19 protein-coding genes are annotated in these 21,793 nt (G+C 65.0%); 10 read left to right on the forward strand and 9 right to left on the reverse strand.

Annotated features, from left to right (window positions below):
- Positions 1-73: 73 nt before the first annotated feature.
- Genes NX782_RS18800 through NX782_RS18815 form a run of 4 tightly spaced genes read left to right on the forward strand, consistent with a single transcriptional unit; the run spans position 74 to position 3,249 of the window.
- The gene (locus NX782_RS18800) at positions 74-475 is read left to right on the forward strand and encodes a hypothetical protein (protein ID WP_258847012.1); all 402 of its coding nucleotides are present in this window, start codon (positions 74-76) and stop codon (positions 473-475) included.
- An 11-nt stretch (positions 476-486) separates the two neighbouring features.
- Positions 487-1,611 (forward strand): M14 family metallopeptidase, encoded by a 1,125-nt coding sequence (locus NX782_RS18805; protein WP_258847013.1) that lies wholly within the window; start codon positions 487-489, stop codon positions 1,609-1,611.
- A 16-nt stretch (positions 1,612-1,627) separates the two neighbouring features.
- Entirely contained in the window at positions 1,628-2,104 is a 477-nt protein-coding gene (locus tag NX782_RS18810) for a CYTH domain-containing protein (protein WP_258847014.1), read from the forward strand.
- Positions 2,101-3,249, forward strand: a complete 1,149-nt coding sequence (locus NX782_RS18815; protein WP_258847015.1) for a serine hydrolase domain-containing protein — start codon at positions 2,101-2,103, stop codon at positions 3,247-3,249. The genes NX782_RS18810 and NX782_RS18815 overlap by 4 nt, the downstream gene beginning before the upstream one ends.
- Before the next feature lie 205 nt (positions 3,250-3,454).
- On the opposite strand, the gene NX782_RS18820 is transcribed toward NX782_RS18815, so the two are convergent.
- From NX782_RS18820 to NX782_RS18830, 3 genes are all read right to left on the reverse strand, one after another.
- The gene (locus NX782_RS18820; RefSeq protein ID WP_258847016.1) at positions 3,455-3,874 is read right to left on the reverse strand and encodes a MarR family winged helix-turn-helix transcriptional regulator; all 420 of its coding nucleotides are present in this window, start codon (positions 3,872-3,874) and stop codon (positions 3,455-3,457) included.
- The gene (locus NX782_RS18825; protein WP_258847017.1) at positions 3,871-4,731 is read right to left on the reverse strand and encodes an alpha/beta hydrolase family protein; all 861 of its coding nucleotides are present in this window, start codon (positions 4,729-4,731) and stop codon (positions 3,871-3,873) included. Before NX782_RS18825 ends, NX782_RS18820 begins: the two co-directional genes overlap by 4 nt.
- Positions 4,732-4,840: 109 nt before the next feature.
- Complete coding sequence (locus NX782_RS18830; RefSeq protein WP_258847018.1) at positions 4,841-6,094, reverse strand: DUF2863 family protein; 1,254 nt, start codon at positions 6,092-6,094, stop codon at positions 4,841-4,843.
- 185 nt (positions 6,095-6,279) lie between these two features.
- On the opposite strand from NX782_RS18830, the gene NX782_RS18835 reads away from it, so the two are divergent.
- Entirely contained in the window at positions 6,280-8,610 is a 2,331-nt protein-coding gene (locus tag NX782_RS18835; protein ID WP_258847019.1) for a TonB-dependent receptor, read from the forward strand.
- A gap of 10 nt (positions 8,611-8,620) precedes the next feature.
- Complete coding sequence (locus NX782_RS18840) at positions 8,621-9,298, forward strand: Fe2+-dependent dioxygenase (protein ID WP_258847020.1); 678 nt, start codon at positions 8,621-8,623, stop codon at positions 9,296-9,298.
- A 22-nt stretch (positions 9,299-9,320) separates the two neighbouring features.
- Here the strand turns inward: NX782_RS18840 and NX782_RS18845 are convergent, their stop codons facing one another.
- The 6 genes from NX782_RS18845 to NX782_RS18870 all read right to left on the reverse strand — a co-directional run bounded on the left by NX782_RS18845 (position 9,321) and on the right by NX782_RS18870 (position 17,947).
- Positions 9,321-11,282, reverse strand: coding sequence for an NHL repeat-containing protein (locus NX782_RS18845; RefSeq protein WP_258847021.1), 1,962 nt, complete (start codon positions 11,280-11,282; stop codon positions 9,321-9,323).
- 62 nt (positions 11,283-11,344) lie between these two features.
- Positions 11,345-12,478 carry an acyltransferase family protein gene (locus tag NX782_RS18850; RefSeq protein WP_258847022.1) on the reverse strand — a complete coding sequence of 378 codons (1,134 nt, stop codon included), beginning with the start codon at positions 12,476-12,478 and terminating at the stop codon, positions 11,345-11,347.
- Positions 12,479-12,558: 80 nt separating this feature from the next.
- Entirely contained in the window at positions 12,559-15,267 is a 2,709-nt protein-coding gene (gene acnA / locus NX782_RS18855; protein WP_258847023.1) for an aconitate hydratase AcnA, read from the reverse strand.
- Positions 15,268-15,309: 42 nt separating this feature from the next.
- Positions 15,310-15,837, reverse strand: coding sequence for a hypothetical protein (locus NX782_RS18860; protein WP_258847024.1), 528 nt, complete (start codon positions 15,835-15,837; stop codon positions 15,310-15,312).
- Positions 15,837-16,835 (reverse strand): HpcH/HpaI aldolase/citrate lyase family protein, encoded by a 999-nt coding sequence (locus NX782_RS18865; RefSeq protein WP_258847025.1) that lies wholly within the window; start codon positions 16,833-16,835, stop codon positions 15,837-15,839. Before NX782_RS18865 ends, NX782_RS18860 begins: the two co-directional genes overlap by 1 nt.
- A gap of 119 nt (positions 16,836-16,954) precedes the next feature.
- The gene (locus tag NX782_RS18870; protein ID WP_258847026.1) at positions 16,955-17,947 is read right to left on the reverse strand and encodes a malate dehydrogenase; all 993 of its coding nucleotides are present in this window, start codon (positions 17,945-17,947) and stop codon (positions 16,955-16,957) included.
- 206 nt (positions 17,948-18,153) lie between these two features.
- On the opposite strand from NX782_RS18870, the gene NX782_RS18875 reads away from it, so the two are divergent.
- The 4 genes from NX782_RS18875 to sdhA all read left to right on the forward strand — a co-directional run bounded on the left by NX782_RS18875 (position 18,154) and on the right by sdhA (position 21,737).
- Positions 18,154-18,960, forward strand: coding sequence for a GntR family transcriptional regulator (locus tag NX782_RS18875; protein ID WP_258847027.1), 807 nt, complete (start codon positions 18,154-18,156; stop codon positions 18,958-18,960).
- Between the two features lie 184 nt (positions 18,961-19,144).
- Entirely contained in the window at positions 19,145-19,576 is a 432-nt protein-coding gene (sdhC, locus tag NX782_RS18880; RefSeq protein ID WP_258847028.1) for a succinate dehydrogenase, cytochrome b556 subunit, read from the forward strand.
- Between the two features lie 2 nt (positions 19,577-19,578).
- Positions 19,579-19,956, forward strand: coding sequence for a succinate dehydrogenase, hydrophobic membrane anchor protein (gene sdhD / locus NX782_RS18885; RefSeq protein ID WP_258847029.1), 378 nt, complete (start codon positions 19,579-19,581; stop codon positions 19,954-19,956).
- A gap of 2 nt (positions 19,957-19,958) precedes the next feature.
- Positions 19,959-21,737 carry a succinate dehydrogenase flavoprotein subunit gene (gene sdhA / locus NX782_RS18890; RefSeq protein ID WP_258847030.1) on the forward strand — a complete coding sequence of 593 codons (1,779 nt, stop codon included), beginning with the start codon at positions 19,959-19,961 and terminating at the stop codon, positions 21,735-21,737.
- Positions 21,738-21,793 lie beyond the last annotated feature (56 nt).

Below are 21,793 nucleotides of genomic sequence, written 5' to 3' on the forward strand. Positions count from 1 at the left end.
TTCTTTCACACAATTCGGGTATGGGATGCGGTAGAATCGCTGCGCCTTTTTGTCCAATCTCATAGGAGTTGTCGTGAAATCTGCGGTCATCCGTCAAGTCAAGAGCATGGCCATGTCGTGCGACCGGGTCGGTAATCTGTTGTTGGCGAAGTTTTCGGCGCACGGTGCGAATGATGCCCTGTTTGTCATCCCGGCCTCGATCGTGTTCTTCCTGTTGAAGAACCTGCCGCCCAACCAGGATCCCACCCTGCAGCCGCCGCCACCGGGACCGCAAATCACGCAATGGGATTGGGACCATCCGAACATTCCGCGCGCGTTCACGGTCAACTGCAAGGTCCTGCCGGGCAGGATCAGCATGACCTTCAACCTCGACGTCAAGCCGGACCTGACCCTGGTCCTCGACCGCAGCAACGTCGAACTGATGCGCCAGATCCTGATCGCGTACAGCAAGGACCTGATCGACCTCGACGCATGAAAGGAGACACCATGTCCATCAAGATCAGCCAGCTTTTCGACTCGGGTGCCATCGAGGTCGTCAGCGCAGAAAGCGCCCAGAAGATCGACCTGAACCTGCGCAAGGATTCGCACGCCGACATCCACCAGTGGTTCCACTTCCGCCTGCAGGGCGCACGCGGCCAGGCCTGCACCATCCGCTTCCTGAACGCCGGCCAGGCAACCTACCCGAAAGGCTTCGAGGGCTACCAGGCGGTCGCCAGCTACGACACCGAGAACTGGTTCCGCGTGCCGACCAGCTTCGACGGCCAGGTGATGACCATCAAGCACACGCCGGAACTCGACAGCATCTACTACGCCTATTTCGAGCCCTACACCTGGGAGCGCCACCTGCGCCTGCTGGGCGAGGTCGCCGAGAACCCGGTCGCGCGCGTGCACGACATCGGCACCACGGTCGACGGCCGCGACATGAACCTGGTGGTGATCGGCAATCCGCAGGCCGAGAAGAAGATCTGGGTCATCGCCCGCCAGCACCCGGGCGAAACGATGGCCGAATGGTTCGTCGAGGGCATGATGGATGCGCTGCTCGACAATTCGAACCCGGTATCGACCAAGCTGCTGCAGCGCGCCGCGTTCTACATCGTGCCGAACATGAACCCGGACGGCTCGGTGCGCGGCAACCTGCGCACCAACGCGGCCGGCGCCAACCTGAACCGCGAATGGATGACCCCGTCGCTCGAGCGCAGCCCGGAAGTCCTGTGCGTGAAGCGCAAGATCGAGGAAACCGGCGTCGACATGTTCTTCGACATCCACGGCGACGAAGCGCTGCCCTACAACTTCGTGGCCGGCAGCGAGATGCTGACCGACTTCACGCCGGAGCGCCTGGCTGCCCAGAACGCCTTCATCGAGCGCTACATGGCATCCAGCCCGGACTTCCAGAACGTCTACGGCTATGCGGCCTCGAAGTACAACGAAGAGCTGCTGACGCTGGCGTCGAAGTACATCGGCCACACCTATAAATGCCTGTCGCTGACGCTGGAAATGCCGTTCAAGGACAACGCCAACCTGCCCGACGCCCACGTCGGCTGGAACGGCGCCCGTTCCGCGGCGCTGGGTGCGGCGATGCTGCAGCCGATCCTGCTGTCGCTGGACGACTGAGACGAGGGGGAGAAACATGGGCGTCGAAATCGAACGGAAGTTTCTCCCCAGCGGCGACGGCTGGCGCGGGCTCGGCCAGCCGACCCTGATGCGCCAGGGCTACCTGACGTCCGACCCGGTGCGCACCGTGCGCGTGCGCATCGAGGGCGAGCGTGCCGTCATCACCATCAAGAGCAAGAGCACGGGCGCCACCCGCGGCGAGTGGGAATACGAGATTCCCGTGCCGGACGCGGCCGAACTGCTGGACCGCCTGTGCGAACAGCCGCTGGTCGAGAAGGTCCGCCACCGCATCGATCACCAGGGCCACACCTGGGAAGTCGACGAGTTCCAGGGCGAGAACGCCGGCCTGGTGGTGGCCGAGATCGAACTCGGCAGCGAAGACGAAGCCTTCGAGAAGCCCGACTGGATCGGCCAGGAAGTGACGGGCGATCCGCGCTACTACAATTCCAGCCTGATCCGGCTGCCGTACTCCAAGTGGAAAGACCAGGCATGACACGTATCGCTCGCCGTACCGTTCTCGCACTCGCCTTATCGCTTCCCCTGGCCGCATTGGCCGCAGCTTCCGCCAAAACCTATTTCCCGCCTGCCGGTTCCTGGGAACACAAGAACCCGGCAGCGCTGGGCCTTGACCCCGCCAAACTGGCCGAAGCCATCGCCTACGCCAGTTCGCACGAAACCGAGCGCGCCAAGGATTTCTCGGACCAGCAGCAGACCTTCGGCCAGCCGCTCGGCTCGCTGCCGACGAAGCGCGCCGCGACCAATGGCGTGGTGATCTACAAGGGTTATGTGGTGGCGGAGTTCGGCGACACGCACTTCGTCGATCCCACCTATTCGGTGGCCAAGAGCATGCTGTCGACGGTGGCGGGCGTGGCGGTGCGCGACGGCAAGATCCCCGACCTGAACCAGCCCGTGGTCCAGCTCGTGCAGGACGGCGGCTACGCGTCGCCGCACAACGCCGCCATCACCTGGAAGCACCACCTGCAGCAGGAATCCGAGTGGGAAGGCAGCATGTGGGGCAAGAATGCCGATTTCATCGGCCGCGAAGCCTTCGGCGCCGGCGAGCGCAAGCCGCGCCAGACCGGCGCGCCGGGGACATATTACGAATACAACGATGCGCGCATCAACCGCTTCGCGCTGTCGCTGCTGCGTGTGTTCGGCAAGCCGGTGCCCGAGGTCTTTCAACAGGAAGTGATGGACCCGATCGGCGCCTCGAACACCTGGAAATGGGTGCCGTACACCAACAGCTACGTCGACATCAACGGCAAGCTCATGCCTTCGGTCAGCGGCGGCACGCGCTGGGGCGGCGGCATGTGGATCAACTCTTGGGACATGGCCCGCTTCGGCTACCTGTGGCTGCGGGGTGGTGCCTGGAACGGCCGCCAGATCCTGCCGCCGGATTACGTGAAGGCAGCGCTGAGCCCGAGCGAACACGGGCCGGACTACGGCTACCTGTGGTGGCTCAACACCAAGGGCAAGAACCTGCCGGGACTGCCGGCCACCGCCTACGCCGCGTTGGGCGCGGGCAGCAACGACATCGTGGTCTCGCCCGAGCACGACCTGGTGATCGTGTGGCGCTGGCATGCCGGCAATACCGCCGAGTTTGCCAAGCGCGTGATCGCCGCCATCAAGCAAAAGTAAGGTAGATTGGCGGGCGTGATCCTCAGCGAGAGGTGCCCGCCATGCCAGACCCGTTTCCGACCTTCGGCCCCGATGCCTTCGGTGCCGATCCCGAATCCCGCGCGGCGGTCGCACATTACCGTCATTCCCGCGAAAGCGGGAATCCATGCTGAGGCACTGATGACGCGACGCATGGATCCCCGCCTGCGCGGGGATGACGATAAGCCTATTCTTCCAGTTCCGCCACCTGCTCCAACCAGCGCGCCACGACCGCCAGCTCCGCATCCGAAAACCCGCGCGTGATGCGCTCGTTCAGCCCGGCCAGCGCCAGGCGCGCACCGCTTGCCGCCTGCTCGCCGGCGGGCGTCGCGCGCAGTCGCGTCAGCCTGGCATCCATCTCGTCGGCGAAGCGCTCGACCAGGCCCGCCGCCTGCATGCGCTTGGATAAATTGGTGACGGCCGCCGGCGAGGCCTTCAGCTCGGCGGCGATCTCGCCGATGGTGGCGCTGCCGCGCGAGGCCAGCAGGAACAGCACGCCGGCCTGGGCCGAGCTGATGCCGTCCCATCCGTGCGGGTGGTTCTCGACCCAGCGCTGCAGGATGCGCTGGGCGCGGTTCAGCAGGAAGACGAAGCGCGGCTGCTTCATGCCGCGCGCTCCAGCAGCCAGTCGCCGATCTGCGGCCACAGCACGGCGGCGCAGCGCTTGCGGAAGAATCCCATGTGGCCGATCGCCGGCACTCCAGCATCCTTCGGTGCGATCTGCCGGCGCTCGACGCGGGCGTTGGCCAGCGGCGCCACCAGCATGCCGATTGCGTCCGGATTGGCCCAGGGATCGTCGTCGAAGCCCAACACCAGCAGCGGCAGGCGCTGGCGCCGCATGCGGCGCTCGGCATGCATGGTCGGGTCGTCGAAGAAGTAGCGCGGCCGGCTGGTCCAGCGGCTCCACTGGCGCATTACCGAGGCCGGCAGGTCTTCGCCGAGGCCGATGCGGCGTCCCGGCATGTAGCCGAACAGGGCGCACAGCAGCGGCGTGAGGACCCGCATCACGAAGCGCACGCGCAGCCGTTCGCGCCTGCCCTGGATCAGCCGGCTGGTGCCGGCGTGGGACGCCACCAGCACCGCCGCGCGCAGGCGTTCGCTGTCCTCGGACAGGGCGATCGCGTGGCCGCCCACGCTGTGGCCGACGGCCAGCAGGGGCAGTGCGGGAAAGCGTTCGGCGGCCCAGCGCGTGACGGCGCCGACGTCCTCGTTCATCCAGTCGGCCATCGTGACCGTGCAGGCATGCAGGCTGGCGCCGCGCGAGGCGCCGGTGCCGCGGTAGTCGTAGGTCAGCACGTGCAGGCCGAGTCCCGCCAGCCAGCGCGCGAAGTGTTCGTAATAACCCTGGGTGACGGCGGTGGCCGGATGCAGCAGCACCAGCGCGCGCGCCTCTGCCGCCGGGAACAGCCGCGCCGCGATGCTGCCGCCGTCGGCCGTGGTGATGGAGACCGCTTCGTTGTCCATGCCGCCCTCGATTCGTTAACGTGTTAACGAAAATGTAGCAGCGGTGTGCGCAAGGTGCAAGAAAAAAAAGCCCGGACAATGCCGGGCTTCGTGTGCAGGGAAACGAGACTCAGTGGAAGTGCTCGTTGCCCGCCGGCGTATCTTCCGGCATCTCGGCATGTACCAGTTCGCCGCTCGGGTCGGCGAACAGCGGGGCGCCGCAGTCGTCGCAGTATTCCGCGACATAGCGTTCGGCGATGCGCTTGACGTGGGCGATGCCCATCTCGTTCAGGTGCTTGACGATGTCGTCCATCGGCGACAGCGGACGGGCGCCGTGTACCGGGCCTTCCATCGGCGTGCCATCCTCGTCTTCCTGGCCGTACAGCGGCCAGACGATGCCGTACACCACTTCCGCGGACTGGCGCAGCGTGAAGCCGACACGGTATTCGTCGACCTGGCTGTCGTTGATCTCGTCGCCGAAGCCGGCGATCACGGCGCGCAGGTCGCCCGGCTCGACGCCCAGCGTGTAGGTCAGGTAGTGCACGGCGGCGCGCACCGACACCGGGCGGATCAGCTTGTCCGCCTCGCGGCAGGCCACGTAATAGGCTTCCGGCAGCAGCAGTTCGGTGCCGCAGCCCGGCAGCAGGCGCGCGATGCTGGGGCCGGCCTGGGCGCGCCATTGCTCGAGCGCGGCCTCGCGTACGGCTTCGAAGTTGACGTGGTGCTGCGGTTCCTGCCAGCGGAACAGCGGCGCGCCGACCGGGGCGATCACGGCCACCAGCAGGTAGCGGGTATCGGCCAGGAACTGCGAGGCGTCCGGGCCCGGCGCGGCCGGCTTCAGGCCGCCGCTGCCCTTGTGCGCGGCCTGGGCCAGCTTGTGGGTCAGGCCATAGGTTTCGGCGTGGGTGCGCGGCAGCTGGTCGAGCGAATACAGGGTCGGCGCCATCGCCATGCGGGCGCCGTCGGCCAGCAGGTGGGCCGAGAAGTGGGCCGACAGCGTGCTGACGACCTCGTTCGGGACGGTGCCGGAAGCGATCGAGAAGCGGGTCCAGGCCAGCACCGGCGCGGCCACCAGCAGGGCCTGCCAGGTGACGTCGGCGCCGTCGGCACCCTGCTCGGTCATGGTCGAGGATTCGCTGACGGCTTCGACGCCATCCATCAGCACGTCGTAGACGGCGAGGTCGCCCTTGAACAGGACGTTCAAGGCGGCGTCGATGCTGTCCTGGTGGTTGGTCTTCAGCAGCTTCTGCAGCTGCGAGTCGAGATTGCGCTCCCAGGTCCGTTCTTCAACGCGGCTGGCGGCCTGCACGATGGCTTGGCTGATGCTGACTAGACGCTGGCTTTCTGCCGATAGTTTGGGTGAGTCTTTGGAGGAGCGACGCATAGTAGTTGATTGAATGTGGAACGATGGCCCAAGGGACCATGATAAACCCTTATCCACGGTATTGTAGTTGATTCGGCCACATGCCTGTGACGCATGGCAAGTCGGGGCAAGCGCGCGCTTGCTAAAAAGCTCAACAGGAATCATAATGCGAATCGTTCTCATTATCTTTTCTGCTGTCCGACCCCATGACGAATAACAACAAACAGCAAGCATCCTTCATCAAGAGCCGCAAGCACGCCCCGCAGTCCCCCGCGATGCGTCCGGCGCCGGCGCTGGCGCTGACGATGCTGGCCACCCTCGTCATGCCGGCCGCCCACGCGGCCCCGGACAACATCATCGACCAGAGCATCCCGACCGTGCAGGTGTCGGGCGCAAGTGCCCCGGTCGGCCCGGTCTCGAACAACGACAAGTTCACCGCACCGCTGCTGGACACCCCGAAGTCGGTGACCGTGGTGACCGCCGATACGATCGCCCAGACCGGCGCGGTGTCGCTGACGGATGCGCTGCGCACCGTGCCGGGCATTACCATCGGCGCGGGCGAGGGCGGCAACCCGGTCGGCGACAATCTCTTCATCCGTGGTTACAACGCCCAGACCGATACCTATATCGACGGCATCCGCGACGCCGGTTCGCAGTCGCGCGAGATCTTCAACCTCGAGCAGGTCGAAGTGGTGAAGGGCCCGAACTCGGCCTACGGCGGCCGTTCCTCGGCCGGCGGCGGCGTCAACCTGGTCAGCAAGAGCGCCCAGGCCTACGACTTCAACCAGGCCTCGGTCGGTATCGGCAGCGACAAGTACAAGCGCATCACCGGCGATGTGAACCGCAATATCGGCAGCAACAGCGCCTTCCGCCTGAACGTGATGGCGCACGAGAACGACGTCGCCGGCCGCAAGGTGGTGGGTGGCAATCGCTGGGGCGTGGCGCCGACCGTGACCTTCGGCCTCACCGGCCCGGACCGCGCCATTATCAGCCTGTACCACCTGACGTCGCACGAGATCCCGGATACCGGCATCCCTTTCAACAACCCGATCACGAGCGGCAAGGATCTGCCGAAGAACGGCAACGGCACCCCGTTCGCGGTCGACCGCGAGACCTTCTACGGCCTGGCCAACCGCGACTTCCGCGATACCAGGAGCGACGTCGGCACGATCGACCTGCGCCATGAATTCTCCTCGACGCCGGGTCACAGCTTAGCCCTGCGCAACGTGACCCGCTACGGCAAGTCGAACAACGACTACGTCTGGACCCAGCCCGACGATTCGAAGGGCAACACCGTCCTCTACGGCACCGTCTGGCGCCGCGCCAACACGCGTGCCACCGAGACCCGCACCTTCGCCAACGTCACCAGCCTGAGCGGCGAACTGAGTACCTTCGGCCTGCAGCATACCTTCAATGCCGGCGTCGAATTCGACCGCGAGACCACCGACCGCGGCAGCTACGTCTTCACCCCGGGTACCAACAACCCGCTGACCAACACCTTCACCTGCCCGACCTCGGGTGCGGCGACGCTGTACAACTGCACCACCCTGGTCAATCCGAACCCCTACGATCCGTGGGTATACAGCCGTACGCTGTCGGGCGCGCTGACGCATGTGAACACCAGGACCAAGGCTGTCTACGCCTTCGACACCATCGAGATCAACCCGCAATGGCTGCTGAACCTGGGCGTGCGCTGGGATGACTTCCAGACCACGCTGGACACGCTGCCGACCGCCACCACGGCCGCGGTGCGCGCCAGGGTCGACACCGACTTCGTCAGCAGCCAGGCCGGCCTGGTCTACAAGCCGAGCAAAAACGGCAGCATCTACCTGTCCTGGGCCAGCTCGGCGACCCCGCCGGGCAACGACGGCGGCGACGGCCTCGATGGCTTGACCGTGGCGGTGCAGAACCTGCAGCCCCAGCGCAGCCGCAACATCGAGCTGGGCACCAAGTGGGACCTGCTGCCGGGCGGCCGCCTGTCCGTGACCGGCGCGCTGTTCAAGAGCACCATGAACAATGCCCGCGTGACGGCACCGGACGGCACCACCCAGAACGTCGGCCGCAAGGAAGTCCAGGGCGTGGAGCTCGGCTTCTCGGGCAAGCTGTCCACTGCCTGGACCGTGTTCGGCGGCTACACCTGGCTGGACGCGGAAGTCGCGGACAACGGCTACGCCAACACCGGCACCACGGCCAACCCGGTCTGGTCGCCGTCGCCCTTCAACGGCAACCGCTTCCCGACCACGCCGAAGAACAGCGCCTCGCTGTGGACCAGCTATGCCTTCACCAAGGCCTTCACCGCCGGCTTCGGCGTGAGCGCGATGTCGAAGGTCTACGCCAACGTCAACAACAACAAGTGGGTGCCGGGCTATGCCCGCTTCGATGCGATGGCCAGCTATGCCCTGAACCAGGACATCAGCCTGCAGCTGAACCTGCAGAACCTGACCGACAAGCTGTACTTCGACAAGGTCTCCTCGCCGCACTACGCGGGCGTGGCGCCGGGCCGCTCGGCGACGCTGACGGCCAACTTCAAGTTCTAAGGCATTCCTCATGATGCTGCATATTCCCGGCGTGCTCACGCCGGCGCAGGTGAAGACCATGCGCGAGCGCCTGGCGGCCACCGACTGGGTGGACGGCCGCGCCAGCGTCGGCAGCCAGGGCGCCCAGGTCAAGCGCAACCGCCAGCTGGCGGAAGGATCGCCGCTGGCGCTGGAGTTGGGCCAGCTCGTGAGCAGCGCGCTGATGGCCAATCCGCTGTTCTTTTCGAGCGCGCTGCCGCTGCGCATCCTGCCGCCTTTCTTCAACAGCTACGCGGGCGGCGAGCATTACGGGCCGCACGTCGACGGCGCCATCCGCGCCCAGCGCGGCGGCCCGGCGCTGCGCACCGACGTGTCCTGCACCGTGTTCCTGTCCGAGCCCGAGGAATACGAAGGCGGCGAGCTGACCGTGATCGATTCCTACGGCACCCACGAGGTCAAGCTGCCGGCCGGCGATGCGATCGTCTACCCGGCCACCAGCATCCACGAGGTGCGGCCCGTCACGTCCGGCGAGCGTATCGCGTCTTTCCTGTGGGTGCAGAGCATGGTGCGCGACGACTGGAAGCGCGCCATGCTGTACGAGCTGGATACCAACATCCAGGCCTTGCGCGCCAGGCACGGCGACGGCCCGGAGCTGGTCGGACTGACCGGGCATTATCACAACCTGCTGCGGCAGTGGGCCGAGACCTGAACCTTCGTCGCAGGCGCCCCCGCTACTGCACGATCCGCACGACTGCATTCTCCGTCATCACATAGATCGCCCCCTGGTCATCCACGGCCATCCCGCTCATCAGATTCAGGCTGCCCGGCAGGGCGCCGGTGATCAGTCCGAACTGGTCGCGGCGTCCCGCGACCAGCTGGACCTTGCCGTCCGGCCCCAGCTTCTGCACGACGGCCGGCTGCAGATAGGCGCTGGCCAGAAACAGGTTGCCGCCCGGGTCCACGGCGAGCCAGTTGAGGTAGGGCACATCGGCGCGGATCACCGTGACGCCGCCGCCGGCCGCGATCCTGACCACGCTGCTGTTGGCGGGGCCGGCAAACACATTGCCCTGTCTGTCCGCGACGATGGACCAGGGCTGGCCGACGCTGTCTTCGTGGGGCACGCTGTACACGGTGCTGACGACGCCACCCGCGCTCACCTTGCGGATGCGGTTTTCCAGCCAGTCCGGGAACACGTCCGTCGGGTTGGCGCGGTGCTCGTAGCAGTCGAGCAGGTAGAAGTTACCGGCGCCGTCGCGGGTGACGCCGCAGATGGTGTCGAAGCCGGCCTGGGCAGCGGCGCCGTCGGTCTGGCGCGGCGCGTTCGCGGAGCCGGCCAGCACCCGCAGGCTGCCGTTTTCGTCGGCCAGGTAGACCACCCGATTGGCCACGCCGACCAGGCTGCCCTGGTATGCCATGCCGCCGGTGAACCAGGTGATCGGGTTCTGGCCGGCGTCCTTGTCGGGCAGGTTCAGGGTCGTCACCACGCCGGCGCGGGTGATTTTGCGGACCTTGTTTTGCTGGACCAGGTAGAGCGTGTCCTTGCCGTCGAAGGTCAGCTGGTTGGCGCCGTCGGTGAAGCGCGCGGCGCTGCCCGTGCCATCGACCATGCCGCGCTGCGCAGCCTTGCCGGCCACGGTGCTGACGGCGCCGCCCGGGCCGATCTTGCGCACGACCCGATTGGCCATATCGGTCAGGAACACATTGCCCGCGCCATCGGTCACGATGCGGCCATCGCAGCCGGATTCGCTGCCGAAGCTGGCGTCGACGCCGGCGCCGTCCAGCGCACCGCGGCGGCTGGGCGAACCGGCCAGCACGCTGACCTGGCCGGCGGCGTCGGCCTTGTACAGCGTGCACTGCTCGAAGCCGTAGAGATTGCCGTCGCGGTCCACGGCGATGGCGGTGCCGGCGCTCAGCGAGGTGTCGAGCCTGGCGCCGGCCGGCGTCAGCTTGCGCACCTTGGCACCGCCGACCGCGATCACGAGGTTGCCGGCCTTGTCGAAGGCAAGGCCGGTCGCGGAGTAGCCGAGATAGAAAGGCTGCCCATGTTCGTAGCCGGCGACGTCGGACAGCGCCTGGGTTGCCGCGGCATGGGTGCGCACCTCGCCGCTGGCGCTCACGGTGCGGATTTTCTGGCTGTCGGCGACCCAGATCAGGCCCGCACTGTCGATCGCCAGCGCGCGCGGAAGGGTAAAGCTGGCCTGCTCGCCCATGCCGTCGGCGCTGCCCTCCGCATCGCTGCCCGCCAGTGTGGTTTGCGTGCCATCCTTCGCGATGCGCACGATGCGCCTGCCGAGGATCCCGATCAGGTTGCCGGCGCCGTCGGCTAGCAGAGCCTCGGGCGCCTGGGCCTCTGCGGGCAAGCCGACACCCTTCCAGAAGGTACCGAGCGTCGCATCGGCGCCGGTCCCGATGGTGAGGGTGCGCACGGTGGGCCCGAAGTCGCCCACATACAGCACGCCGGCGCGGTCGATGGCCAGCGCCTTCGGCTCGCGCAGGCGGCCGACCGGGCCGTCCGCATCGCCGTCGCCGCCGATCGCACCGGCCAGCACGCTGATACCGCGTGGGATGGTCTGTACCGGCGGCGGTGGCATCACAGGGCCGGGTGGGTTGGCGTCACCGCCACCGCCGCCTCCGCAGGCGGACAGGACGAACAGCAGCGTGCTGAAGACGGGAGCGAAACGGTGGAGCTTCATGGTCGGTATCCTGCATTCAATAGTGAACATGCAGGATACCGACTATTCCGGTGCGAATTTCCTCAGAATTTCACACCTGCGCGCGCACTGGCCTTATTCCCGCCGAACGCATTGCCGATCGCGCGCCGCAGCACCGGTTCGCCATGCCGTGCGATCAGCCAGGCTACTACGCCGACGGCCGCCATCGCCAGCGCGAGCGCCGCCGCATGCGGCAGACCGCGCGACAGCCCGGCGTGCAGCATGAAGCCGCCCAGGATTTCATGCAGCAGGTAGAAGGGATAGGTGACCAGCCCCAGCGTGCGCACCAGGGTAGCCAGCCGTGCCGGCGGCACCCAGGCCTGCGCATGCCGCAGCGCGACGAAGATGGCGCAGGTGCAGGCCGCGAAGATCGCCAGCGCGCCCGCCACCAGGAAGCCGATGCTCAGCGGGCCATGCGCGCCCACTGCATAGCTGCTCACGATCTGGGCTGCGCGCGTATGGATCTCCAGCCCGGCGCCGGCCAGCGCCAGCGCCAGCAGCAGCCAGTCGATGCCGGCGAGCCGGTGCCGGCTGTTCAGCAGCCAGAAGTACATCCCGGTCGCGAAATAGATCCCGTGGCGCAGCAGCAGCATGTTCTTCGGCCCGTAGCCGAAGTCGAACCAGCCGAGGGCGCCGGCGCTGCGCGTGGCGGCGAACAGGAACACCACATACGGCAGGCTGGCGACGACCAGCAGCCGCGCCACCGCCACGAAGCGCCTTGCGCCGCCGCCCACGATGGACAGCAGGATCAGCGCATAGAAGGCCAGTTCGATCGGCAGCGTCCAGTAGGCGCTGGTCAGGAAGGTATTGCCGAGCAGGGCCAGCGAAAACGCCAGGCCCTTGAGCGAAGGATCGACCCACACGCCCACCGCACCGAATGTCGCCACCGGCACCGCCAGCAGGAGGCCGAAGTTGACGATGGCGGCCAGCCACGCGGCCGGATACAGGCGCAGGAAGCGGCTTCTCAGGAATTGCAGGGGCGTGGCCCGGGCGGCGGAGTTGGCGATGACGACGCCCGAGATCACGAAGAAGATCTGCACCCCGATCCAGCCGAAGGGCATGGTCGACACCATCTGCGGATTGTGCCAGGTAAGGTGGAATGCGCAGACCATGAGGGTGCACAGGAAGCGGACGAGGTCCAGGCCGTACACGTAGGGAGTGGGGCGGTGATCGGTCATGCGGTGGGCGAGGGGAGGTTGAAAGGAAAAAAGGCCGGAACCTTTGCGGGTTCCGGCCTTTTTTGCGTTAGCTGTTCAGCTTATGCAGCCAGCAGCTGGCGCAGCACGAACGGCAGGATGCCGCCATGCTTGTAGTAGTCGACTTCGATCGGGGTGTCGATGCGCAGCAGGACCTGGGTTTCCTTGACCGAGCCGTCGGCGCGGTGGATCACCAGGGTTGCCTGCATCTGCGGACGGATCTCGCCTTCCAGGCCCTTCAGGTCATAGGTCTCGTTGCCGGTGATGCCCAGCGACTCGACGCTGTCGTCGCCGATGAACTGCAGCGGCAGCACGCCCATGCCAACCAGGTTGGAACGGTGGATACGCTCGAACGAACGGGCGATCACGGCCTTCACGCCCAGCAGCTGGGTGCCCTTGGCAGCCCAGTCGCGCGAGGAGCCGGTGCCGTACTCTTCGCCGGCGAAGATCATCGTCGGGGTGCCTTCCGCGATGTACTTCATACCTGCGTCGTAGATCGACATCTGTTCGCCGCTCGGCTGGTGGATGGTGATGCCGCCTTCGACTGCGGAACCGTCGGCCTTCGGCGGGATCATCTTGTTCTTGATGCGCACGTTCGCGAAGGTACCGCGCATCATGATCTCGTGGTTGCCGCGGCGCGAGCCGTAGGAGTTGAAGTCGGCCTTGAGCACGCCGTGCTCTTTCAGGTATTTACCTGCCGGACCGTCTTCCTTGATCGAACCGGCCGGGGAGATGTGGTCGGTGGTGATCGAGTCGCCGAACACGCCCAGGGCACGTGCGCCCGAGACGCCGGTGGCGGCTGCTTTCGGGGTCATCTCGAAGTCGGCGAAGAACGGCGGCTCGGCGATGTAGGTTGATTCCGGCCAGTCGTACACCTGGCCCGAGGTCGACGACACGGCTTCCCACAGCGCGCCCGGGTTGCCCTTGACGTCGGCGTAGTTGGCCTTGAAGACTTCCGAGTTCATCGCGAACTTCATCAGGTCCTGGACTTCCTGCGAAGTCGGCCAGATGTCGCCCAGGTAGACGTCGACGCCATCCTTGCTCTTGCCGACCGGCTCGTTCATCAGGTCCTTGTTGACGTTGCCGGCGATCGCGTAGGCGACGACCAGCGGCGGCGAGGCCAGGAAGTTCGAACGGATGTTCGGGTGGATACGCGCTTCGAAGTTACGGTTGCCCGACAGGACTGCGGCGGCGATGATGTCGTTCTGGGTGATCGTCGCGTTCAGTTCCGGGGTCAGGTCGCCGGCGTTACCGATGCAGGTGGTGCAGCCGTAAGCGGTGACGCCGAAGCCCAGCTGGGTCAGGTAAGGCAGCAGACCGGCGGCTTCCAGGTAGTTGGTGACCACGCGCGAGCCAGGAGCCAGCGAGGACTTGATGTGCGGAGCGACGGTCAGGCCCTTCTCGACGGCCTTCTTGGCCAGCAGGCCGGCAGCCAGCAGCACGCTCGGGTTCGAGGTGTTGGTGCAGGAGGTGATGGCGGCGATCAGGATGTCGCCGTTCTTCACGCGCACGCCATTGGTGGTCTCGTAGACCTTGTTCAGGTCGTCCGGCGACTTGTTGAAACCGTTGGCGGTGGTCGGCTTGGAGAACAGGTCGGTGAAGGTCGACTTCATCGCGCCCAGTTCGATACGGTCCTGCGGACGCTTCGGGCCGGCCAGCGACGGGGTCACGGTCGACAGGTCGAGCGACACCACGCGGGTGTAGTCGATCTCGCCTTCGCGCGGGATGCCGAACAGCTGCTGGGCCTTGAAGTAGTTTTCGAAGGCAGCCAGTTCTTCTTCGGTACGGCCGGTGCCGCGGAAGTAGTCGACGGTCTTTTCGTCGACCGGGAAGAAGCCCATGGTCGCGCCGTATTCCGGGGCCATGTTGCCGATGGTGGCGCGGTCGGTGGTCGACAGCGAGGCGGTGCCTTCGCCGAAGAATTCGACGAACTTGCCGACGACCTTCTCTTTACGCAGCATTTCGGTGATGGTCAGCACCAGGTCGGTCGCGGTGCAGCCTTCGCGCAGCGCACCGGTCAGGTTCACGCCGATGACGTCCGGGGTCAGGAAGTAGACCGGCTGGCCCAGCATGCCTGCCTCGGCTTCGATACCGCCCACGCCCCAGCCGACGACGCCGACGCCGTTGATCATGGTGGTGTGCGAGTCGGTGCCGACCAGGGTGTCCGGGTAGTACATCGAACCGTTCTTCATGACGCCGCGCGCCAGGTACTCGAGGTTGACCTGGTGGACGATGCCGAAGCCCGGCGGCACGACGCCGAAGGTGTCGAATGCCTGCATGCCCCACTTCATGAACTGGTAGCGCTCGTTATTGCGCTGGAACTCGATCTTCATGTTCAGGTCGAGCGCGTCCGGGGTGCGGAAGTGGTCGATGGTGACCGAGTGGTCGACCACCAGGTCGACCGGCACCAGCGGCTCGATCTTCTTGGCGTTCGCGCCCATCTTGGCGGCGACGTTACGCATTGCGGCCAGGTCGGCCAGCAGCGGCACGCCGGTAAAGTCTTGCAGCACGACGCGGGCGACGACGAACGGGATCTCGTCGGTACGCTGGGCGGTCGGGCCCCAGTTCGCCAGCTGGCGGATGTGTTCTTCGGTGACCTTCTTGCCGTCGCAGTTGCGCAGCACGGACTCCAGAACGATACGGATCGACACCGGCAGGCGCGACAGGTTCACGCCCAGGGCTTCGCCCAGCGCCGGCAGCGAGTAGAACTGGCCGGTCTGGCCCGCGAGCAGCGGGAATTCCTTGAGCGTATTCAGCGTGTTGTGAGACATGAATTCTCCTTCAAAAGAGGATTTTGTTAACTACTTAAAGCGTCAGCTTTTCTGTTGCGAAGGGGCGGCCGCCACCAGCGGCTTGGCCTGTTCGGCGTTCTTGCATTCGTTGGCCAACTGGCGGTTCTGCTTCGAGTCGAGCAGGATGCCCTTGCTCGGGATGCCGATCCAGATCAGGCCGAACTTCGTGTTCTCGAAACGCAAGGCGCCGGTGGTGGTGCCCACGCGCTCGAGGCGGTGCAGGCGGTTCTTCCAGCGCAATGCGATGTGGCCACTGTCCTTCTCGTTGGTGTAGATGGTGACCTTGTTGTTCAGCTCGCACGCGTAATCGGCGACCACGGTATCGGTGATATCCGGTTCCGGCTCGTCCGCGAGCACTTCCTGCTTGGGTTCTTCTTTCTTGGCCTTTTTCGACTTGGCCTTTTCTTTTTCTTTCAGGACCTTGGTCGCTTTCGGGTGCGTTTCGTGGTCCTTGTCGGCTGCGGATGCGGGCGCGCAAAGGGCGGCGGCCGCGAGCGCGAATGCGGCCGCAAGCGCGCAGGCGGCGGGTGATTTCAGGGTGATGGCCATCAGATGGATTCCGGTTGGTTGACGAGTGCCGCCGCGGCATCTGGCAGCGCAAGGCCGGCCAGCTTCGCGCGCTGCAACACCGTCCAATAATATCGGTAGCTGGCGCGGTCGTGCAAGCGGCCATGCTGGGCAATCGGGCCCCAATCTGCTGCCATCGCTTCGAGCAGGATGTTTGTTGCTTCGTTCACTTCCGACACGCGCGGGGTGAAGGCCTTGACGATCGGCTTGATCTGGTCAGGGTGGATGCTCCACATGCGCGTGAAGCCGAACTCGCCGGCGGCGCGGGTGGCGTCATTGGCGACAACCGCGCTGTCCTTGATATCGGTCGTCACATTATGCGAAGGGACCTTATCGTGCGCATGACATGCCGCAACCATCTCCAGCTTCGCTCGTACTACCAACGGATGGGTAAATTGTCCCGGCGTACGCATCGCGGCGCCGGGGATCGCGCCGTAATGGCTCGATACGAAATCCATGATGCCGAAGGACAAGCATTCGACCTGGGGCAGGGCGGCGATCGCATAGGCGTCGTGCAGCGCGCCATGGGTCTCGATCAGCACGTGCAGCGGGATCGGCTTGTCCGCGGGGCGTCCAGCCTTCTCGGCGATGGCGTTGACGAGCTGTTGCGCACGCAGCACATCGGCCACGCCGTTCGGCTTCGGCAGCACCACATAGGCCAGCTTCGAGGCGGCGTTGCCGACGATGATCCCGACATCGTGCGCGAAATGCGCGCTGCCGACGTCGTGCAGGCGCGCGCCGATGCGTCCGAAGCGATTGCCTTCGTCGTTCAGCAGGCTGGCGACCAGCTGGGCATGTTCACGCTCGTTGCCGGCGCTGGCGCCGTCCTCGCAGTCGAAGGTGATGTCGAAAACCGGGCCAAGCTCTTGTTGCAGGGCCATCGATTTGCGCATCAGCTTCTCGCTGCCGGCGTAATGGTCGCAGGCAGGGAGCAGCAGCGGCTGGCGTTGGCCCTGGAATAAAACCTCGGAGGGGTGCATGTCAGATACGGTATATAACCCGTCGTCCCCGCGAAGGCGGGGACCCAAGTTTGGCAGGCGCTAACGAAACGCACGCAGAACTTGGGTCCCCGCCTGCGCGGGGACGACGATTTTCGAAATTACTGGCCCAGCAGGTGAGCGACGCCAGCCTTCTCTTCGTTCAGTTCGTTCAGGGTGACATTGATGCGCTCTTGCGAGAACTGGTCGATGTCCAGGCCCTGCACGATGGTGTACTCGCCGTTTTCGGTGGTCACCGGGAAGCCGAACATGGTGCCTTCCGGGATGCCGTACGAACCGTCCGACGGGATGCCCATGGTGGTCCACTTGCCGTTGGTGCCCAGGATCCAGTCGCGCACGTGGTCGATCGCTGCGTTGGCGGCCGAGGCTGCCGACGAGGCGCCGCGGGCGTCGATGATCGCTGCGCCGCGCTTGCCGACGGTCGGCAGGAAGGTGTCGCGGTTCCAGACGTCGTCGTTGATCAGATCCTTGACGGACTGGCCATCGGCGGTGGCGAAGCGGTAGTCGGCGTACATGGTCGGCGAGTGGTTGCCCCACACGACCATCTTTTCGATCGAACCGACCGGCTTGCCGGTCTTGGCGGCAACCTGCGACAGGGCGCGGTTGTGGTCCAGGCGCAGCATGGCGGTGAAGTTCTTGGCCGGCAGGTTCGGGGCCGACTTCATGGCGATGTAGGCGTTGGTGTTGGCCGGGTTGCCGACCACCAGCACTTTGACGTTACGCGACGCGACGGCGTCCAGGGCCTTGCCCTGCACGGTGAAGATCTGAGCGTTGGCTTCCAGCAGGTCCTTGCGTTCCATGCCAGGACCGCGCGGACGGGCGCCGACCAGCAGGGCGACGTCGGCATCCTTGAAGGCGGTCATCGGGTCGCTGTGTGCGGTCATGCCGGCCAGCAGCGGGAATGCGCAGTCGTCGATCTCCATCATGACGCCCTTGAGCGCCTTCTGTGCTTTCTCGTTGTCGATCTCGAGCAGCTGCAGGATGACGGGCTGGTCCTTGCCCAGCATGTCGCCGTTGGCGATGCGGAACAGCAGGGAATAGCCGATCTGGCCGGCCGCGCCGGTCACAGCGACGCGCATTGGGGTTTTAGCCATGATGAATCTCCAAAGGGGTTCGGGGAAAATGCAATCATACCAAAAGCGCATCCGGGTTTCGGGGCGTTTGGCCGATAGCGATCGACCGGGAGTGTAGTCCTCGGGTATTCCATCTGTCAATTCATATCATATGTCTTATATAAGACACATAATCTTTCCCTGGACGCACTGGACGCAGAGGGGGATTTATGAAAAAATCGTGGTCTATGAACCAGGTCCCGTCCAATCCGAACAGCAATGGCGCCCCAAACAGCAACGCGGGCGGCGCCGGCAACGCTGCCTCCGGAACTGGATCTTCCCCCACGTTTTCGCCGCTGTACCAGCAGATCAAGGCCCTGATTACCCAGAGCCTGCAGTCCGGTGAGTGGAAGCCGGGCGAACTCATCCCCTCCGAAGTCGAGCTGGCCGGCCGCTACAAGGTCAGCCAGGGCACGGTGCGCAAGGCGATCGACGAGCTCGCGGCCGAGAACCTCGTGGTGCGGCGCCAGGGGAAGGGGACGTTTGTCGCCACCCACAACGAGGCGCGCGCCCACTTCCGCTTCCTGAAGCTGATGCCCGACGAGGGCGTGTCCCAGCATCCCGATCACCAGTACGTCGAGGTCAAGCGCATCCGTGCCGCCGCCGAGGTGGCGCGCCTGCTCGACCTGAAGTCGGGCGATGCGGTGGTGTATATCAAGCGCGTGATGTCCTTCGACGGCGTGCCGACGATCCTGGAAGAGCTGTGGCTGCCGGGGCAGTTGTTCAAGGGACTGACGGCGGAGCGCCTGGCGGAATACAAGGGGCCGATGTACGGCCTGTTCGAATCGGAGTTCGGCACCCGCATGATCCGCGCGACCGAAAAGATCCGCGCGGTGGCCGCGGATGCGAGCGCGGCCGAATACCTGAAAGTGCCCGAGGGAACGCCGCTGCTGTGCGCGGACCGGGTCTCTTTCACCTATGGAGACAAGGCGGTGGAATTGCGGCGGGGTTTGTATCTGACCTCGTCGTTCCATTACCAGAACGAATTGTCCTGAATAGTTTTTGTACAAGCTCTATGCTGGTGCAGGATTCGCATTGTGCGAGTAAAATGGATTGGTTTTGGGAAAGCGAAGACGAAGCCCGGTCGACGTTCTCCCGGAGTCCGGAAACGGCTCCGAGCAGGTCGCAAAATCGATGAGTCTGGGTTGAACAATTTAGAGTATTTGAGGGAGGTGTTGCATGTCCGAAGCCGTGAGAGAGGCTCAAAAAAAGGGCCGACCGGTCATCCGTAACGTCGATTTTGGCGACATTACTTACCGGGGTTACTACAAACAGCCGCCGTCGGCGATTGTCTCGATCCTGCACCGCGTCAGCGGCGCCGGCCTGTTCCTGTTCCTGCCGTTCCTGCTCTGGCTGCTCCAGGAAAGCCTGCGTTCGGAAATCTCGTTCGCGCACTTCGCGGGCGTCGTCAGCCACCCGTTCACCAAGATCATCATCCTCGGCCTGTCGTGGGCATACCTGCACCACTTCACCGCCGGCGTGCGCCACCTGTTCATGGACAACCACATCGCCCTGGACAAGGACGATTCGCAGCGCACCGCGCGCTGGGTGCTGACCATCAGCCTGGTGCTGACCCTGCTGGTCGCCCTCAAACTGTTCGGAGTGTTTTAATCATGCAAGGTACGAATACTAAAAAGAATATTGGCCAGCGCCGCCTGGTCGTCGGTGCCCACTACGGCATGCGCGACTGGCTGGCCCAGCGCCTGACCGCGATCCTGATGGCGGTCTTCACCATCGTCCTGCTGGTCTCCTTCCTGACCGGTCAGAATTTCACCTACGAAGGCTGGGCCGGGCTGTTCGCACGCCAGTGGTTCAAGCTGTTCACCATGGTGACCTTCTTCGGCATGTTCTACCACGTGTGGGTCGGCGTGCGTGACATCTGGATGGACTACATCAAACCGGTCGGCATCCGCCTGACCCTGCAGACTCTCACGCTGCTGTGGCTGCTCGGCTGCGCGGCCTGGACTGTGCAAATTCTCTGGAGCGTTTAATCGTGGCAGCATTCAATTCTTCCATTCCAACCCGCCACTTCGACGTGGTAATCGTCGGCGCCGGCGGCTCCGGCCTGCGCGCTGCGCTGCAACTGTCGGAAGCCGGCCTGAACGTGGCCGTACTGTCGAAAGTCTTCCCGACCCGCTCGCACACCGTGGCTGCCCAGGGCGGCATCGGTGCTTCGCTGGGCAACATGAGCGAAGACGACTGGTACTGGCACATGTTCGACACCGTCAAGGGTTCGGACTACCTGGGCGACCAGGATGCGATCGAATTCATGTGCCGCGAAGCACCGAAGGTCGTGTACGAACTGGAACACTTCGGCATGCCGTTCGACCGTAACCCGGACGGCACCATTTACCAGCGTCCGTTCGGCGGCCACACCGCCAACTTCGGCGAAAAGCCGGTGCAGCGCGCCTGCGCCGCCGCCGACCGTACCGGCCACGCACTGCTGCACACCCTGTATCAGCGTAACGTCCGTTCGCGCACCCACTTCTTCGTCGAGTGGCAGGCGCTGGACCTGGTCCGCAACCAGGACGGCGACGTGCTGGGCGTGATGGCACTGGAAATGGAAACCGGCGACGTCATGATGCTGCAAGCGAAGACCACCGTGTTCGCCACCGGCGGCGCCGGCCGTATCTTCGCCGCGTCGACCAACGCCTTCATCAACACCGGCGACGGCCTGGGCATGGCGGCACGCGCCGGCCTGCCGCTGGAAGACATGGAATTCTGGCAGTTCCACCCGACCGGCGTGGCCGGCGCGGGCGTCCTGATCACCGAGGGTGTGCGCGGCGAGGGCGGTATCCTGATCAACTCGAACGGCGAACGCTTCATGGAGCGCTACGCGCCGACCCTGAAGGATCTGGCGCCGCGCGACTTCGTCTCGCGCTCGATGGACCAGGAGATCAAGGAAGGCCGCGGCGTCGGTCCGAACAAGGACCACGTGCTGCTGGACCTGCGCCACATCGGCGCGGATACCATCCGCAAGCGTCTGCCGTCGATTCTGGAAATCGGCCACAAGTTCGCCAACGTCGACGCGACCAAGGAACCGATCCCGGTCGTTCCGACCATCCACTACCAGATGGGCGGTATCCCGACCAACATCCACGGCCAGGTCATCGCACCGGACGGCACCGGCGGCCAGAAGATCGTCAATGGCCTGTACGCGATCGGCGAGTGCTCCTGCGTGTCGGTGCACGGCGCCAACCGCCTGGGCACCAACTCGCTGCTCGACCTGGTGGTGTTCGGCCGCGCGGCCGGCAACCACATCGTCGGCCAGAACCTGAAGGCGCAGGGCAACCGCGCGCTGCCGAAGGACTTCGCCGACTACGCGCTGGACCGCCTGAACCGCCTCGAGAACTCGACCGGCGGCGAGAAGGTGCAGAACGTCGCCAACGACATCCGCGCCACGATGCAGAAGTTCTGCGGCGTGTTCCGTACCCAGGCGCTGATGGACGAAGGCGTCAAGGAAATCATGAAGCTGGACGAGCGCCGCAAGCACGTCTCGTTCAAGGACAAGTCGAAGGTGTTCAACACCGCCCGCATCGAAGCGATCGAGCTGGACAACCTGATCGAAGTGGCGAAGGCGACCATCGTCTCGGCCGCGGCGCGCAAGGAATCGCGCGGCGCCCACGCCCACAGCGATTTCCCGAACCGCGACGACGAAAACTGGATGAAGCACAGCCTGTTCTTCTCGGAAGGCAACCGCCTCGAGTACAAGCCGGTCATCACCAAGCCGCTGACGGTCGACACCTTCAAACCGAAGCCACGAACTTTCTAAAATTCGTTTCTAAGCTTTCGGCAGACAACAAGACATTTTCGCGGACGGGGATCGCC

Origin of the sequence: Massilia norwichensis (assembly GCF_024753245.1) — a bacterium.
Lineage (GTDB): Bacteria > Pseudomonadota > Gammaproteobacteria > Burkholderiales > Burkholderiaceae_D > Telluria > Telluria norwichensis.